We start from the raw sequence: 13,623 nt of genomic DNA on the forward strand, positions 1-13,623 counted from the left end.
ATTCCGCATCGACGTATTTGGATTTGAAAGGGGTAGCTATGACGGAAAAGACGTTTCCGCTGAATCACGAACAATTGGAAGCCGCCGCGCGGCGTTTCGGTACGCCGTTTTACATCTACGACGAGCGTGCCATCCGTGAAAACATGCGCCGGTTTACGAAAGCATTCGGTATTTTTCCTTCTTTTAAGGAATATTTTGCGGTGAAGGCGTGTCCGAATCCGTATATATTGAAGATTTTGGCAAGTGAAGGCGCCGGTGCGGATTGTTCCAGTCTGCCCGAACTGATTCTGGCTGAAAAAGCCGGAATGTCAGGTGAAAACGTCATGTTTACGTCGAACGAAACGCCTGAAAAAGAATATATTTACGCGAATCTGAAAGGAAACGTCATCAATTTGGACGATATTTCCCATATTGCTTACTTGGAAAAAGCGCTGGGCGCGCTGCCCGAACTGCTGTGCTTCCGGTACAATCCGGGGCCGCTGAAAGAAGGCAACGCGCTTATCGGCAAACCCGAAGAAGCAAAATACGGTCTGACGCGCGAACAGATTTTTGAAGCGTACCGCGTCTGCAAAAACAAGGGCGTTAAACGGTTCGGCCTGCACACGATGGTCGCGTCGAACGAGCTGAATCCCGATTATTTCGTTGAAACGGCGGAACTGCTGTTTACGCTCGCGGCGGAACTGAAACGGAAAGAAGGCGTCCGCATCGAGTTCGTCGATTTGGGCGGAGGAATCGGTATTCCGTACCGGCCCGGACAGAAAGCGGTCGATTACGAATACGTCGCGCAGCGTATCCGCGCTGCGTACGACGAAATCATCGTTCCGGCGGGGCTTGATCCGCTGGCCGTCGCGTGGGAATGCGGCCGCCCGATAACCGGGCCGTACGGCTGGCTGGTAACGCGCGCGCTGCATGAAAAACACATTTACCGCGACTACGTCGGCGTCGACGCGAGTATGGCCGACTTGATGCGTCCGGGTATGTACGGCGCGTACCACGAAGTAACCGTCAGCGGCAAGGAAAACGCCGCGCGCGACCGTGTGTACGACGTCGTCGGTTCCCTGTGCGAAAACTGCGATAAATTCGCCGTACAGCGCGAATTGCCCGAAATCGTTCCCGGCGATCTGCTGATCATTCACGACGCCGGTGCGCACGGCCGCGCGATGGGCTTCAACTACAACGCGAAACTGCGCTGCGGCGAACTGCTGCTGCGAACCGACGGTTCGATCGTCCAAATCCGCCGCAACGAAACGGTGGACGATTATTTTGCAACGCTCGACTTTGCGGGGCTCGGCGCTTTTACGGTCTGAAATTTGAGGACATCGGCACCGTAAAACGAAAACGTATCGAGCAGTTCCCGTTCCGTCTTTTTCATGGTACGTTCGTTCGGTATCCACGGATACAGAGTACGGAACGTATCCGGTATGTGTCCGTTTAAAGAATCATAGGCGGCAAAAAATGCGTACGCATCAACCGGAACGGTCCGTGATTCAATCGTTTCAATTCCGGTTATCAAATAGCGGTCTTTTATAAAGGAAACTGCTACTCGATCCGTATTTTTGACAATTTTCAGCGGATAGTTGTCCGGCGTCGGTTCGTCGTCGTTTTCGGTAAGTCCTTGAAAGAAATAAAATGAAACGGTAAATGTCTGTATCTCCGATTCGGCGGGAGAATTGCCGCTTATGGACAGCTGGGAAATGCCGAAAACACTTTTTGTAAACGGATTTTTCAGAAGCAGCCATTCGGCAGGAGAATAGAATTCAGTTTTTAAATCGGCGGCTGCGCGGCAAAAAATACGGGCTTTTTCAGTCATAAACAGGGACGTAACAAGCGTGTTATAGTTTGCCGCGGCGGAGCCTGCTTCGGTGTGTTCCGTTTTTTCTAAAAACTGATCCATTTTGAATTGCTCCAGCGTGTTCATGCATGTGTAATAAGTCTGTACCACTTCTTGCGCGCTCATGGCGAGGGTGGAAGGGCGGTGTGCCTTATCGGAAGATATCATCGCGCCGATTGCAGCCGTAATAACGATAAAAACCACGGCAATTCGGATTGCAGCGGTATGGTTTTTCAGAAACCGGCGGCGGCGTATGCGTTTCTGCTGCTTTTTACCGTATGTATTCTTTTTTTGAATGAAGGATTCAAGTTCAGCAGTCGTTTCCATTCGGGCATTTTGCACGCACGCTTCATAGCGCACAGGCAGTTCCGCGGCAAATGCGGCAAAAGTCGTTTTTACCGGCAGGAGCAACGCTTTCTGTATCGTACGCGCAAGCGCCGCATCGCAATGATATTCGGTGTATTCAAGCGGCAAAAAGTTTGCATCTGCCATATCGTTTACCAGTGCGTCAAAATCGTTGCCGTGCGTTACGAAAGGCGGCGTCCCGGTTATAATCGTATAACTGAGTGCGGCACACATATACGCATACGCTTTGTCTGCTTTTTTTGTCAACGAAGGATGAATCCACTGATTATAGTGCGTAATGGAAAAGCAGTGTTCGCAAAACGGACCCGGTAAAAACAAAAACGCATCCTGCGACACGAGAATTCCTGCGGGACCGCTTACCGGCATTATGATTTCGGGGTGCTGCCGTTCTGCTTGGCAAAGAATCTCGCACAATACCGTTAACACACGCCACGCTTCTGTTTTAGCGGCAGTGTTTCGTGCTTCCAGTACCGTATCGTATAAAGAACGATACGGAAGAGCGGTAAAATCTTCAGCGTAAAAAGATATGAAAGAGTTGGTCTCTTTGGTGCCGGTAAATCTCCATGGTTTAAACGTGTACGTACCGTGTCCGGAAATCGTTACGCATATGCCTTCTTCTGTAAGATACTGCGCGTATTTTGCCCGTGCGAAAACGTTTTCTGTCAGCCCGGTGTCGAATACTACCACGACTGCAAACTCAAATTAAAAAAGCGGCGCATTCTTAAACTCGTTCATAATCAATTTATATGCAACGGAACCTTTTTTCGGGATAGACGGAAGCTTGTCCCGCGAAAACCAGCACAGTTCCTGAATTTCACTCGCTTCGGGAACGAGTTCGCCGCTTTTCCAGTCTGCGGTAAACGCGAGCATCAGCTGATCGGGAAACGGCCAGCTCTGGCTCGCGACGTAGGTGATGTTGGCGATTTTGATGCCCGCTTCTTCCCGGACTTCGCGCGCGACGCACTGTTCAAGATTTTCACCGTGTTCCACGTAGCCTGCCAGACAGGTAAAAATATCGGTATTGCGCTGCTTGTGGCGCGCAAGCAGTATTTTATCGTCCTTGCTCACCAGTACGATCATTGCAGGCGATAGGGACGGAAAATACGTTCTGCCGCATAGTATGCACGTCCGCGCGGTCTCGGCCGGATCGTCGTGCAGCGGTCCGCCGCATTTGCTGCAGAAACGGGCTTTCGTACGCCAATTAAGCAGTCCGAGTGCCCGGCTCGCACAAGCGGAAGCCGGGTGCTGTTCGGCAAATAAAGCACGCAGCGGCGCCCATACGTATCCGGCCGGTTCCGGTGCCGAATCTTCCAAAAGCAATGCGGTATATTGATAATCCGGTTCAGAAAACCAGTCTGAAGCCAGCTGATATTCAAGACACTTTTGACCGGCATCTGCGTCGGGCAAAATCAGTTCGTTTGTATCAGCAACCAGGATGTGATTCCCTCTGAAAATAAACGTGTAGCCGTTTTGATTCTCCTGCGTTGTCATATATTTAATATATCATGTGTTTTGTGAACTGGCAAATGTTTTCTGCTTGAAACAAGTACCTGTTTGTGATATAGTATTTTATCGACGGCTCATATAATTTCATGATGACGGTTTGACTTCTCCTTTCTTGAGAACCTCCTCAGTCAATCCGGGGTATGAAAGTTTCTACCGGCCACCCGAAACGGCTGACTATGGGTTCCGTTTTTCTTTGGTATACGCATGCCGTTATATACCGGAGCCGCCGATCTATTATATGGTGAATGAGGCGGAGGTATAATGAAAGCTGCCATTTTTTTCGGATCAAAATCAGACACAGATACTATGAAAAAAGCCGCTGCGGTGCTGCGCGATTTCGGCGTGGAGTATTCGGCGTACGTATTGTCCGCGCACCGTTCCGGCGATTTGCTGAAACGGACGGTTTCGCAGGTTGAAGCGGACGGAACCGAAGTTATCATCGCGGGAGCGGGACTTGCCGCGCATCTTCCCGGCGTTATCGCGTCTATGACGGTGCTGCCGGTTATCGGCGTACCGCTCGAATGCGTTACGCCCGGCTCGAACGGATTTGCCGGAATGGACGCGCTGCTTTCCATCGTACAGATGCCCAAGCAGATTCCCGTCGCGACGGTGGGCGTTAATAACGCGGCGAACGCAGCCTACCTTGCGGTAGAAATTCTTGCGGTGAAATATCCCGAACTTCGCGCGAAGCTTGCGGATTTCCGTACAAAACTTGCACATGATGCCGCCGAGAACGGCGGCTTAGGAGTAACGTTATGAGTATTGAAGTGAACGGCATTGTCAAACAGGACCAGTTGTATGAAGGCAAAGCGAAAAAAGTCTTCGCTACGAACGATCCCGATCTGGTCATTATGGAATACAAGGATTCCGCGACGGCTTTTAACGGTGAAAAAAAAGGCACCATCGACGAAAAAGGCGTGCTGAATAATACGATTGCGGCGGCTCTTTTTGAAATGCTCAACGCGAAAGGAATTCCCACACATTTTATTACGAAACTGAACGATCGCGAAGTTTTGTGCAAAAAGGTGAGCATTGTTCCGCTTGAAGTTATCGTACGCAACGTCGCCGCGGGTTCTTTCAGCAAAAGACTCGGCGTACCCGAAGGTTCCGCGCTCAAAACGACCGTTTTTGAAATTTCCTATAAGGACGATGCGCTCGGTGATCCGCTGATCAACGATTATCACGCCGTCGCGATAGGAGCGGCGACCTGGGACGAACTGAAAGTCATTTACGATTTGACCGCCAAAATCAACGACATACTGAAAGCGTTCTTTTTGAGCTGCGGTGTAAAGCTGATCGATTTCAAACTGGAATTCGGCAAAGATTCAAAAGGAACCATTATTCTTGCCGATGAAATTTCGCCCGATACCTGTCGGTTCTGGGATGCAAAAACGAACGAAAAACTGGACAAAGACCGCTTCCGCCGTGATCTGGGAAACGTCAAAGAAGCGTACGTTGAAATGCTGAACCGTATTACCGGAAAAAAATAATAGGCGGATCGTGATGCAGTATAACGCACCTGATGAAATTTTGGATACCGACGAAGACAAGTTGCGTGAAGAATGCGGTGTCGTCGGTATTTATCTGAATAAGAAAGATCAGTCCGCGCCGTTTAACGCCGCCAAACTCGCGTATTACGGTCTGTATTCGCTTCAGCATCGCGGGCAGGAAAGCGCGGGAATCGCGGTTTCCGACGGTGAAAAAATCGAATCGCACAAAGCGATGGGACTCGTCGCCGACGTGTTTACCGCCGAAAAACTGGAAGAACTGGGCGGGCAGATAGCCGTCGCTCACGTGCTGTATTCCACTTCGGGTGCCGCTCATATCGAAAACGCCCAGCCGTTCGTAAACCGTTTCAAACTCGGCGGAATCGCCGTAGCGCACAACGGAAATCTGGTTAATTACGAGCAGCTCAAAGAATTCCTTGAAGAAACCGGTTCGACGTTCGTTTCTACGAGCGACACGGAAGTTATCGTAAAACTGATCGCCAAAAGCTACAAAAAAGGTTTGGAACGCGCGCTGACCGACACGATCCAGATGATCAAAGGTTCGTTTGCGCTTGCGGTTATGACGGAAAACAGTCTTATCGGCGCGCGCGACCCGAACGGGATTCGTCCGCTGTGTTTGGGTAAGCTCGATAACGGCTGGATTCTTGCAAGCGAAAGCTGTGCGATTGACGCCGTGGGCGGAACGCTCGTTCGCGACATCGAGCCGGGCGAAATCGTCATCATCAACGAAGACGGCGTTTTGTCGTTCGAATTCGGCGAGCGTACGGCGAAGCGCACGTGCATTTTTGAATACGTGTATTTTGCCCGGCCGGATTCGGTTATCGATAACATTCCCGTTCAGGAAGCGCGGCTGCGTATGGGCGCGGTGCTTGCCCGCGAAACGCCGGTACCCGCGGACGTCGTTATCGGCGTGCCCGATTCGGGCTTGGGAGCCGCGATGGGCTATGCGAAAGCGTCCGGCATTCCGTACGCGATGGGCATTGTCAAAAATAAGTACATCGGCCGTACGTTCATCGCTCCCACTCAGTCGGAACGCGAGCAGATGGTGTTCGTCAAACTGAACGCGATGAAAAGCGACGTTGCCGGAAAACGCGTCGTCATTATCGACGATTCGATCGTGCGCGGCACGACGTGCCGCCGTTTGATTCAGATTCTGCGGAAAGCGGGTGCAAAAGAAGTGCATTTCCGCGTTTCGTCCCCGCCGGTTAAATTTCCGTGCTATTTCGGTATCGACACGCCGTGCCGCGCCGACCTGATTTCATCCGCACACAACACGGAAGAAATCTGCAAGGAGATAGGCGCCGATTCTTTGGCGTTTATTTCCATAGACGGTATGTTTGAAGCGCTGCGCGATGCGAACGAGCGTTCGTACGGGTATTGCAAAGGATGCTTTACTGGCGAATATCCGATTCCGTTTCCCGGCGAATTGAACGGAAAACGGCTGTAATTTGTTTTCATGCAGACCGGCGGCAAAGTTCGCCGGTTTGATCGTTTTGGGTTCGTATGCAAAACCCGGCTTTTATAGGAGAACGTATGATCGATTACCGTCAGTCCGGAGTAGACGTTGAAGAAGGCTATCGCGCCGTTGACAAATACAAAGCGCACGCCGCCCGTACGAAGATTCCCGGCGTATTGAACGGTTTGGGCAGTTTTGCCGGCATGTTTGAAGTGCCCGCCGGCATGAAACATCCGGTTATGGTGAGCGGAACCGACGGCGTCGGTACGAAGCTCGACGTTGCGTTTGCGGTGAAAAAGTACGACACGGTCGGAATCGACTGCGTCGCGATGAGCGTAAACGACATTCTGTGCACCGGTGCGCGGCCGTTGTACTTTTTGGACTATATTGCGTGCGGTAAATTGGATGCCGCCGTCGCAGCCGATTTGGTAAAAGGCGTTTCCGACGGCTGCGTTGACAGCAACTGCGCGCTGCTCGGCGGTGAAACGGCCGAAATGCCCGGATTTTACGATGCCGGCAAATACGATATGGCCGGTTTCGGCGTCGGTATTGCCGAAAAAGACGATATCATTACCGGCGAGCGTATCGACGAGGGAGACGTGCTGATAGGTTTGTCTTCTACCGGTGTACATTCAAACGGTTTTTCATTGGTGCGTAAACTGGTGAGCGATTTTGCCGAACCGGCTCCGTTCGCCGCCGGAAAAACGATGGGAGACGCGCTGCTTACGCCGACGCGCATCTACGTTCGTCCGGTTCTTGCCGTGCTTGAAAAATGCCGTTCCGCCGTGCACGGTATGGTGCATATCACCGGCGGCGGTTTTTACGAAAACATTCCGCGCATGTACCCTGCGGCGAACGAAAAACGCGCCGCGGCGGGAAAGGAACCGCTCGTTTCCGTGATTGAAAAAGGCAGCTGGGATATTCTTCCCGTGTTCGACGATTTGGTGCGGCGCGGGGCTGATCCCGACCGGATGTTCAACACGTTCAACATGGGAATCGGTTTCATATTGGCCGTATCGGCGTCCGCCGCCGACGGTATCATCGACGAGTTCAAACGATTCGCGGCATCCGACGCCGGCTGCTGTGCCGGTATGGGCGTGTATAAAATGGGACGCGTCGCCGCTGCAGCCGGTGAAGTACGCGGACAGGCGGACGAGGTGCTGTTTGAATAGTTCCGGTGAACTGCTGCCGGAGCAGTTTATCGGCGAATCGGTTACCGTAACGGATTCGGCGTTCGACGCTTCGGTTATGGCTTCCGGCGCCCCCGGCGTTCCGTCGGTTTTTTCCTGGCGGGGCACTTCGTACCGGGTGCGCGCGGTGCTGCACACCGGCAAAACGAACCGTCCGTGCCGGCACGGTTCGGGCGAACGCTATATCGATAAACACGTGTACTGTGTTGAAACCGAAACCGGCGAAGTTATGACTTTGTATTGCCGCCGGACGTCCGGCCGTAAAGCCGGCTGGACGCTGTATTCCCTTAGGAAAAAGGCTCGACCGATGATTCAATCTGATAAAAAAACAGCCGCCGCATCGTCCGGACCGCTGCGTGTCGCCGTGCTCGTTTCGGGCGGCGGAACGAATTTGCAGGCCATTATAGACGAGCAGCGCCGTATGAACCGGCTCGCCGCCGGCGCTTTTGCAGAAGGCAGTGTCTGCGCGAATGGCGTTTTTGCAGAAGGCGGCGCCGATACGGATGACGTCGCCGCGTGTCCGTATGAAGTGTGCGCCGTATTCAGCGACCGTAAAGACGCCTACGCGCTTGAGCGCGCGCGGCAAGCCGGAATTCCTGCCGAAATCGTGAGCCCGTACGCAGTGCTCGGCGCCGATAAGGCGAAAAGTGCGACGCGCGACGAAAAGCGCTTCGCCGTGTCAGACCGCGTACTCGCGCTTTCTCGTGCGTATGAAGCGGATATTCTGGTGCTTGCGGGGTTTTTGACCGTACTGGGCGGCGCCGTTATCGACGCGTACGGCGGCCGTATCATCAACCTGCATCCGGCGCTGCTGCCTAAATTCGGCGGCGAGGGGATGTGGGGCCGTCACGTGCACGAAGCGGTGCTTGCTTCCGGCGAAGCGGAATCCGGCTGCACGGTGCATTTGGTGGACGGCGGCTGCGATACGGGAAAGATCCTTTTGCAGCGCCGCGTTCCGGTGCTGCCCGGCGATACGCCCGAAACGCTGTATGCGCGGATCGCACCGTGCGAGCACGAAGCGCTCGTTGCCGGCATAAAAATGCTTGCGGAATTACGGTAGAACGGACTGAACTCCGCGTATTGTGATTACCATGCAGTCCGTATTCCCGCGTACGCCTGAACTGCATGGCCGCCGTCCGTTTTTACATGAAAATATTCAGTACTAAGAGTTCCGCAAAAGAAACTGCCCAGGCGATGGTCGTCGTGACTGACCATACTCGTATCTGTTCTTTCGTTTCAGTGATTCCGGTAAATCTGTTGACTACCCAATAGAAACTGTCGTTAAAATATGAGAAAAACAACGAACCGCTGCAGGCTGCTAACGCTCCTAAAACCATGTTCCCTCCCGCCGCGGCAACGATCGGAGCCGTTATTCCCGCCGCCGTAATCATCGCGACGGTACCGGACCCTTGTACGAAGCGTACTAAGGTTGCGATAACGAACGGCAATAGTATGACCGGCAGGGGTGTTGCCGCTATTCCGGCGGCAATGTAATCACCGACTCCGGCCGCTTTTATTATTTGCCCCAAAGCTCCGCCGGCACCGGTTACTAAAATGATGATACCGGCTGATTTAATGCTTCCTTCCAATTCCGTGATTACTTCTTTTCTGGGTTTTTTCGGCGTAAGAGTATAAATTGCGAGAATAAGTCCGATGCTAACGGCGATGATCGGTTTTCCCAGAAAAATGAATATTGAAGCAACTCCGTTCGTTATCCGCAGCGCGCTCAGTACCGTATTCAGCAGAATCAGTATAATGGGAGTAAGCAGCGGAACAAACGCGGTAAAAGTTGAAGGCATACGGGTTTCACATTCCGTATCGGCGGTTTCGGATACGGAGCTCTGATAGGGAGGTCTGATCCATCCGTCGTCCGTTTCACTCGGAATCTGATAGATTTTTTTGCCCAGATATTTTCCGTAGAACATGCACGCTACTGCGGGCAAGACTGATATCGCCAGGGCTAACAGCAGAAAAGATCCGATATCCACTCCGAACGTTCCCGCAACTCCCAACGGACCCGGCGTCGGCGGCACCAGCGAATGGGTAATCACCAGTCCCGCTGCAAGCGCTATGCTCAAACTGACTATCGACTTTTTCGTTCGCCGGGAAATGGCTTTTGCCAAAGGAGAAAGGATTACGAAGCCCGAATCACAAAAAATGGGAATGGAAACCAGAAATCCCGTCAGTGCCATGGCCATTTCTTCTTTGCCTTTCCCGAATAATTTCAAGAATGTTCGAGCCATCCGTTCGGCAGCGCCTGAAATTTCAAAAATTTTCCCCATCATAACGCCCATTCCGATGATAATACCGATACTGCCTAAGGTTCCTCCGAAGCCTCCCGTTATCGCTGCAATAACGTCGTTTCCTTTCATTCCGCCGCCGAGTCCTATAATGCACGAAGCTACGATCAGCGCAATAAAAACATGCAGTTTTGTTCTTAAAATCAGCAGAATAAGTACCGATAAGCCGATTCCCAGTGCAATCAACATTTGTCCACCTGAAATACCATTCATAACGTGCCTCCTTAATGCAACGCTTCGTATCTTTCAACGCGGGAAATATCAATTTTAAATTATGGGTTAGATTTATGGGTTAGATGAGGTTTCCTTTTTATTCTTGCGTAAATTTTACGGCGTATTTTGCCCCCAAGCGTATCGCTTCAATCATGCTTACGGCGCTCGCGCTGCCCGTTCCCGCAATATCCATGGCCGTACCGTGGTCGACGGATGTCCGCAGAATAGGCATACCTCCGGTAACGGAAACGGTACGTTCAAAATCCAACGTTTTGGCGGCAATATGCCCTTGATCGTGGTACAGCGACAGCACGCTGTTGAATTTTCCTTGCAGTGTTAAATGAAATACGGAGTCTGCTCCTATGGGACCGGCGACGTTGTAGCCTTCCGACTGAAGTTCCTGTACCGCGGGAATGACTTCCGTTGTCTCTTCATTTCCGAAAAGGCCGTGCTCGCCGCTGTGAGGATTCAAGCCGGCGACTGCCATGGTTCCCTGCTGAACACCGAGTGTCTTCAGCATTTTGTAACAGCGTTTTACGTAATCTTTAATTCGGTCTTTTTTTACCATATCACATGCCGCTCTTAACGATACGTGACGGGTCAGAAAGAAAATGCGTAATCCCCGCACTTCAAACATGGTAAGCGGATCTTCCGTGTGAGTAAGCGCGCCGAATATTTCGGTATGACCTATATACGGTATGCCTCCGGCTTTTAAAGCTTCCTTGTTGATCGGAGTTGTCGCAATCGCCGATACTTTTTTTGCCAAAGCCAGTTCGATACTTTTTTCAATATAGCTGAACGCCGCCCTGCCGCACATTCCGTCGATTTGACCGAATCGGAAACGGGTCGTGTCGATATTATCAATGGGCAGCAGGTTTATCGTGCCCTGAGCGTATCTGCATTCCGAGGGATCTTGTATTCGGCGTATACGGAGCGGCAGTCCCGTTATTTTTACCGCTTCTTCCATTATACGGCTGTCTCCTATTATAAGACAATTTATGTCTTTCTGAATCCGTTCATCGTACAGGGCTTTTGCAATAATTTCCGGCCCTATGCCGGCGGGATCGCCCATCGGAATCGCAATACACGGTTTGGTCATACTTCCTCCAAATAATAAACAGTAATACGAAAATTTTTATAAAAGCAAACGTTCCTGCATGTACAAAATGCATCGTTTCATGGCGTCTTTATCTCCTGCCATACCTCCTTTCGTAATGATTTTGAGTCCTGCATATTTTCCGCCGATAAACTCGCCGTATGCAGCGAGCGGCAGTACTTCTCCTATCAGTTTTATACCGGAAACTTGCAGCTGCTTGCTGACGGCAACGGTAATATCGCCTCCGCAGGTATATATACCTGCAAAATCGGGTGCTTCCCGTAATATCGCGTGAGTAATTTCCGCAAAAGCAGTGTTTATCAAATCCGATAAATGGGCTGCCGTGCATTCCTGCCGTGCCGTATAATGCGAAAAATCGACTCTGTTTTCGGGATATATGCCGTCTCCGTAAATACAGGAAATTTGACTGTTTTCATATCCTGCAAGGAATTCGCCGACCGTTCTCCGTATTTCCCTTTGCCTGCTTTGTTCGCCGTTCACAAGTTCCTTCGTTCTGATACACACCGAATGAACCGATTGTGAAAGAAACAGTTCGTCTATCTGCATCCGCGCTACGGGATTAACGCTGCCGACGACGGCGAGCAGTTTCATGTTTTTTTTCTGCTCTTTCGGAATAATCGTTTTGCGTACTACCGTTGCGCTGAACGGGCCCGGATCTACGCATATAAAAGGGATTCCGCTTTCGATCCCCGCTTCTGCAATAAGATTCAAATCTTCCTGCGATATGCAGTCGAAAAGTATTATTCTTTTCCCTTCCGTTTTTGCTTCGATTATACGCGAAATGAGATGATTTTTTCCTTTTTGCAAGTCGTCTATGTACAAAACGAGCGCGTCGTATGCGGATTGCCTGCAAATCAGATTGCGTACTGAAGAAGACGTAACGGGCGTTTTCGGATCTATCGCCGCTTCCGTTTTGTGAAGGGGAACGGAATTGACAAGCATATATCCGCCGCAGACTATTCTGCCCGATTCGGGAAAACAGGGCACAATGAATGCGACGTACGGAGCTCCCACTGCGTCAAGCAGCGCGTCGATTTCCGTTCCGATGTTTCCCCGCAGCGTACTGTCTATCCGTTTGCAGAAAATACGGGTATCCTGCGCCGCAAGCATTTTTACTGCGATAAATACGCGCTCGTACGCAACTTCAGGATCAATGGCGCGGCTGTCCGTAGGATAAATGATACAGTCGCAGTTTCGAGTTACGGATTTTTCAAAACGCTCCATATCCGTAACGGTAAAGGACTGATAGTTTATTTTTTGCAGCAGTACGCCGGTTGCATTCGCTCCCGTCAGGTCGTCGGCAATAATAAGGCATTGTGCCATGTCCATTATCCTTTTATAAGCGTAATATTTTTTTGCAGCAAAAGTTGTTGTTCCGATTGCGAAAATTCTTTCGTAGTAATTACACCGGTATAGTCCGCAAGTGAATTAATCCGCGTCATTGCCTGTTTATAAAATTTACTTGAATCCACCGTGAGAAACGAAGAACAGCTGTTTTTCACGATGAGTCTTTTCAGTTCCGCTTTAGCGGCGGTGGGCGTCAGAACATCAAAACGTTGGTCGATACACGGCGCACCGATAAACGAAACGTCGAAACGCATGTTTTCGAGCATGTTATTCGTAAACCAGCCGATCATGCTGCCGGTTTTCTTCTGTACCTCTCCGCCGCAGACGAACAGCTGCACTTCGGATCGTTTCAGGTGATTGGCAATTTCCAAATCTGCCGTTACCACTTTTAAAGACGGAAATTCACTGAGTAATAAGGCAATCTGCCAGGTGGTGGTTCCGGCGTCAAGAAAAACGGTACTGTTTTCTTCTACAAAACGGAGCGCCGTACGGGCGATATGTTGTTTTTCTTCCAGATTGCTTATTTGTTTTTCCTGATAAGGAGTTTCCCGTTTTAAGAGGGCCCCGCCGTGGCAGCGGTCTATCAGGCCGTTTTTTGCCAATTTTGCAAGATCGCGGCGGATTGTCATTGTGCTGACATTTGTTTCATTGGCCAGCGTTTCTACGTGAACCGCTTTCCCTGTCTTTATTTTTTCCAAAATAAACTGTATCCGTTCCCGTTCAAGCATGATACGGTGTCTCCTGTGTTTGTATTTGTTTGATTCTGTTTGAATATGTTTAAAGTAAACC

12 protein-coding genes and 1 riboswitch are annotated in these 13,623 nt (G+C 50.9%); of the genes, 6 read left to right on the forward strand and 6 right to left on the reverse strand.

Annotated elements, in window-relative coordinates; translation table 11 throughout:
* Window positions 1-38: 38 nt before the first annotated feature.
* Window positions 39-1,307, forward strand: a complete 1,269-nt coding sequence (locus TREBR_RS03310) for a diaminopimelate decarboxylase (protein ID WP_013757810.1) — start codon at window positions 39-41, stop codon at window positions 1,305-1,307.
* Here the strand turns inward: TREBR_RS03310 and TREBR_RS03315 are convergent.
* Entirely contained in the window at window positions 1,259-2,884 is a 1,626-nt protein-coding gene (locus TREBR_RS03315; RefSeq protein ID WP_013757811.1) for a hypothetical protein, read from the reverse strand. The genes TREBR_RS03310 and TREBR_RS03315 overlap by 49 nt on opposite strands.
* Window positions 2,885-2,899: 15 nt before the next feature.
* Window positions 2,900-3,688, reverse strand: a complete 789-nt coding sequence (gene nudC, locus TREBR_RS03320) for an NAD(+) diphosphatase (RefSeq protein ID WP_013757812.1) — start codon at window positions 3,686-3,688, stop codon at window positions 2,900-2,902.
* Window positions 3,689-3,757: 69 nt separating this feature from the next.
* Window positions 3,758-3,900, forward strand: a riboswitch (purine riboswitch).
* 64 nt (window positions 3,901-3,964) lie between these two features.
* On the opposite strand from nudC, the gene purE reads away from it, so the two are divergent.
* The 5 genes from purE (at window position 3,965) to TREBR_RS03345 (ending at window position 8,917) form a co-directional block, all read left to right on the forward strand.
* A complete protein-coding gene (purE, locus tag TREBR_RS03325) occupies window positions 3,965-4,462 on the forward strand; it encodes a 5-(carboxyamino)imidazole ribonucleotide mutase (RefSeq protein ID WP_013757813.1) in 498 nt (165 codons plus the stop codon).
* Window positions 4,459-5,193, forward strand: a complete 735-nt coding sequence (gene purC, locus TREBR_RS03330) for a phosphoribosylaminoimidazolesuccinocarboxamide synthase (protein WP_013757814.1) — start codon at window positions 4,459-4,461, stop codon at window positions 5,191-5,193. Before purE ends, purC begins: the two co-directional genes overlap by 4 nt.
* 13 nt (window positions 5,194-5,206) lie before the next feature.
* Window positions 5,207-6,658: an amidophosphoribosyltransferase gene (gene purF, locus TREBR_RS03335; protein ID WP_013757815.1), complete on the forward strand. Its 1,452-nt coding sequence runs from the start codon at window positions 5,207-5,209 to the stop codon at window positions 6,656-6,658.
* A gap of 86 nt (window positions 6,659-6,744) precedes the next feature.
* On the forward strand, window positions 6,745-7,839 hold the full coding sequence (purM, locus tag TREBR_RS03340) for a phosphoribosylformylglycinamidine cyclo-ligase (protein ID WP_013757816.1): 1,095 nt from the start codon (window positions 6,745-6,747) through the stop codon (window positions 7,837-7,839).
* Window positions 7,832-8,917 carry a DUF6504 family protein gene (locus tag TREBR_RS03345; RefSeq protein ID WP_013757817.1) on the forward strand — a complete coding sequence of 362 codons (1,086 nt, stop codon included), beginning with the start codon at window positions 7,832-7,834 and terminating at the stop codon, window positions 8,915-8,917. The genes purM and TREBR_RS03345 overlap by 8 nt, the downstream gene beginning before the upstream one ends.
* An 82-nt stretch (window positions 8,918-8,999) precedes the next feature.
* On the opposite strand, the gene TREBR_RS03350 is transcribed toward TREBR_RS03345, so the two are convergent.
* The 4 genes from TREBR_RS03350 to TREBR_RS03365 all read right to left on the reverse strand — a co-directional run bounded on the left by TREBR_RS03350 (window position 9,000) and on the right by TREBR_RS03365 (window position 13,562).
* Window positions 9,000-10,370 carry a GntP family permease gene (locus TREBR_RS03350; RefSeq protein WP_013757818.1) on the reverse strand — a complete coding sequence of 457 codons (1,371 nt, stop codon included), beginning with the start codon at window positions 10,368-10,370 and terminating at the stop codon, window positions 9,000-9,002.
* 97 nt (window positions 10,371-10,467) lie between these two features.
* On the reverse strand, window positions 10,468-11,469 hold the full coding sequence (gene pdxA / locus TREBR_RS03355; protein ID WP_013757819.1) for a 4-hydroxythreonine-4-phosphate dehydrogenase PdxA: 1,002 nt from the start codon (window positions 11,467-11,469) through the stop codon (window positions 10,468-10,470).
* A gap of 36 nt (window positions 11,470-11,505) precedes the next feature.
* A complete protein-coding gene (locus TREBR_RS03360) occupies window positions 11,506-12,816 on the reverse strand; it encodes a four-carbon acid sugar kinase family protein (RefSeq protein WP_215904831.1) in 1,311 nt (436 codons plus the stop codon).
* Complete coding sequence (locus tag TREBR_RS03365; protein WP_013757821.1) at window positions 12,816-13,562, reverse strand: DeoR/GlpR family DNA-binding transcription regulator; 747 nt, start codon at window positions 13,560-13,562, stop codon at window positions 12,816-12,818. Before TREBR_RS03365 ends, TREBR_RS03360 begins: the two co-directional genes overlap by 1 nt.
* Between the last annotated feature and the right edge of the window lie 61 nt (window positions 13,563-13,623).

This window comes from Treponema brennaborense DSM 12168, assembly GCF_000212415.1.
Lineage (GTDB): Bacteria > Spirochaetota > Spirochaetia > Treponematales > Treponemataceae > Treponema_F > Treponema_F brennaborense.

Coding starts and splice junctions, on each gene's coding strand:
- TREBR_RS03310 (WP_013757810.1), top strand. CDS start 39: ATGACGGAAAAGACGTTTCCGCTGAATCACGAACAATTGGAAGCCGCC.
- nudC (WP_013757812.1), bottom strand. CDS start 3,688: ATGACAACGCAGGAGAATCAAAACGGCTACACGTTTATTTTCAGAGGG.
- purE (WP_013757813.1), top strand. CDS start 3,965: ATGAAAGCTGCCATTTTTTTCGGATCAAAATCAGACACAGATACTATG.
- purC (WP_013757814.1), top strand. CDS start 4,459: ATGAGTATTGAAGTGAACGGCATTGTCAAACAGGACCAGTTGTATGAA.
- purF (WP_013757815.1), top strand. CDS start 5,207: ATGCAGTATAACGCACCTGATGAAATTTTGGATACCGACGAAGACAAG.
- purM (WP_013757816.1), top strand. CDS start 6,745: ATGATCGATTACCGTCAGTCCGGAGTAGACGTTGAAGAAGGCTATCGC.
- TREBR_RS03350 (WP_013757818.1), bottom strand. CDS start 10,370: ATGAATGGTATTTCAGGTGGACAAATGTTGATTGCACTGGGAATCGGC.
- pdxA (WP_013757819.1), bottom strand. CDS start 11,469: ATGACCAAACCGTGTATTGCGATTCCGATGGGCGATCCCGCCGGCATA.
- TREBR_RS03360 (WP_215904831.1), bottom strand. CDS start 12,816: ATGGACATGGCACAATGCCTTATTATTGCCGACGACCTGACGGGAGCG.
- TREBR_RS03365 (WP_013757821.1), bottom strand. CDS start 13,562: ATGCTTGAACGGGAACGGATACAGTTTATTTTGGAAAAAATAAAGACA.